The organism is Streptomyces sp. WAC04114, assembly GCF_019733245.1.
Classification (GTDB): domain Bacteria; phylum Actinomycetota; class Actinomycetes; order Streptomycetales; family Streptomycetaceae; genus Streptomyces; species Streptomyces massasporeus_A.
In genome coordinates this window covers 1-1,479 of the sequence record NZ_JAIGQA010000366.1, presented here as the reverse complement: position 1 = coordinate 1,479, position 1,479 = coordinate 1, and the positions used below count along the sequence as shown (strand labels likewise).

The window sequence follows — 1,479 nt, the reverse complement described above, 5'->3', positions numbered from 1 at the left end:
GGAGGAGGGCGGCCTTGAGGGCCGGGACCAGGGGGGTGGCGAGAGCGGCGGCGGCCATCAGCAGCGTGGCGATGAGAGCGAGGATCAGGCCGATGCCGGGGCTCGGGGCGCCGTCGCTCGCGTTCTCACCGATGTTGTCGAAACCACTGGGCGCGTCGAAGATGTTGCCGAGCGCGCTCCACGCGGCGAACACCGTGAAGGCGGCGCCGAACTGGCCCAGCTCGATCCCCGCGATCTTCGGGGCCTGCGGCAGGCCTCGCGAGACGACCACGAGCGCGGCGCCGATGATCCCGGCCAGCACGACGCTGAACACGACCGGGCCGCTGCCCCACAGCATGGGGAGGTCGACGCTGTCGGGGACATTGTCGAACGAGTAGAGGTCGAGGAACGACGCGATCAACAGCAATACCGCTGCTCCGATCACCACGCCGTCGCCCCGAGTGAGGGAGCGGATATTCACTTCAGGTCCTTCGTAGGTCGTCTCATCGTCGGTAGAGGCGTCGCTGTCACCATGCCGCCGTCCGGACTCGGTGTGAAGCGCGGGGGTGGCCCCTCATCGTAAGGAGGACCCTATCGTCCGCCAGGTCAGGGTGTCCGCCGGGATCTGCCGGTCCACACCTACCCCCGCAGGAAACTCACGATTCCCTCGGAGATCCCTTGCGCCGCCTTCTGTCGCCACGCGCCGCTGGTGAGCAACGCCGCGTCCTTGCTATCGCGCATGTTGCCGCACTCGATGAACACCTTCGGAACCGTTGACAGATTGAGACCGCCCAGGTCCTTCCGCGTGACGAGTCCGCCGCCGTCGCCGATGTAGTTGGAGGGCGCGCTGCCCGTGACGGCCACGAAGCGGCCCGCGACGCGCTCGCCGAGATCACGGGAAGGGCCGACGATCGCCCGGGTGTCCGCGGCGCCCGCGTGCACCTCGCCGGGCAGGATCACGTGGAAGCCGCGGTTGCCGGCGCCCGAGCCGTCCGCGTGGATCGACACCACGGCATCCGCCTTCGCCTGGTTGCCGATCCGGGCCCGCTCGTCCACGCACGGCCCGAACGGCCGGTCGCCGTCCTGCGTCAGTTTCACCGTGGCGCCCTGTTCCTGAAGGAGCTTGCGCATCCGGTGCGCGACGTCCAGCGTGAACTTCGCCTCGGTGTAACCGTCGTTGGTGGACGTGCCCGTGGTGTCGCACTCCTTTGAGTTCGTCCCGATGTCCACCGTGCGGTTGATCTCGGAGGCGTGCTGGAAGTTGCCCGGGTTGTGCCCCGGGTCGATGACGACGACCTTGCCCTTGAGCGGTCCGGAGGCGGCGGGCGCGGAGGCCGAGGGCGTGGCCGTCGGCTTCGGCTCCGGAGAGGCGCTCGGCTCCTTCGCGTCGTCGGAGGGCGCGCTCGACGCGGCGGGCGAAGAGGGCCGCACGGCCGCTAGGGTGGCTGACGTGTCGTACGTAGGCCCGGACTTCGAACCTCCCCAGCCCCGCCGCCGTCC

At 69.6% G+C, this 1,479-nt stretch carries 2 protein-coding genes; both read right to left on the bottom strand.

Features of this window, described 5'->3' with window-relative positions:
• Nucleotides 1–460 (bottom strand): DUF5336 domain-containing protein (locus tag K4G64_RS39215; RefSeq protein ID WP_221760610.1); only part of this gene is annotated, 460 nt, incomplete at its 3' end.
• 158 nt (nucleotides 461–618) lie between these two features.
• On the bottom strand, nucleotides 619–1,479 hold an 861-nt coding region (locus tag K4G64_RS39210; RefSeq protein WP_221760609.1), incomplete at its 5' end, for an N-acetylmuramoyl-L-alanine amidase.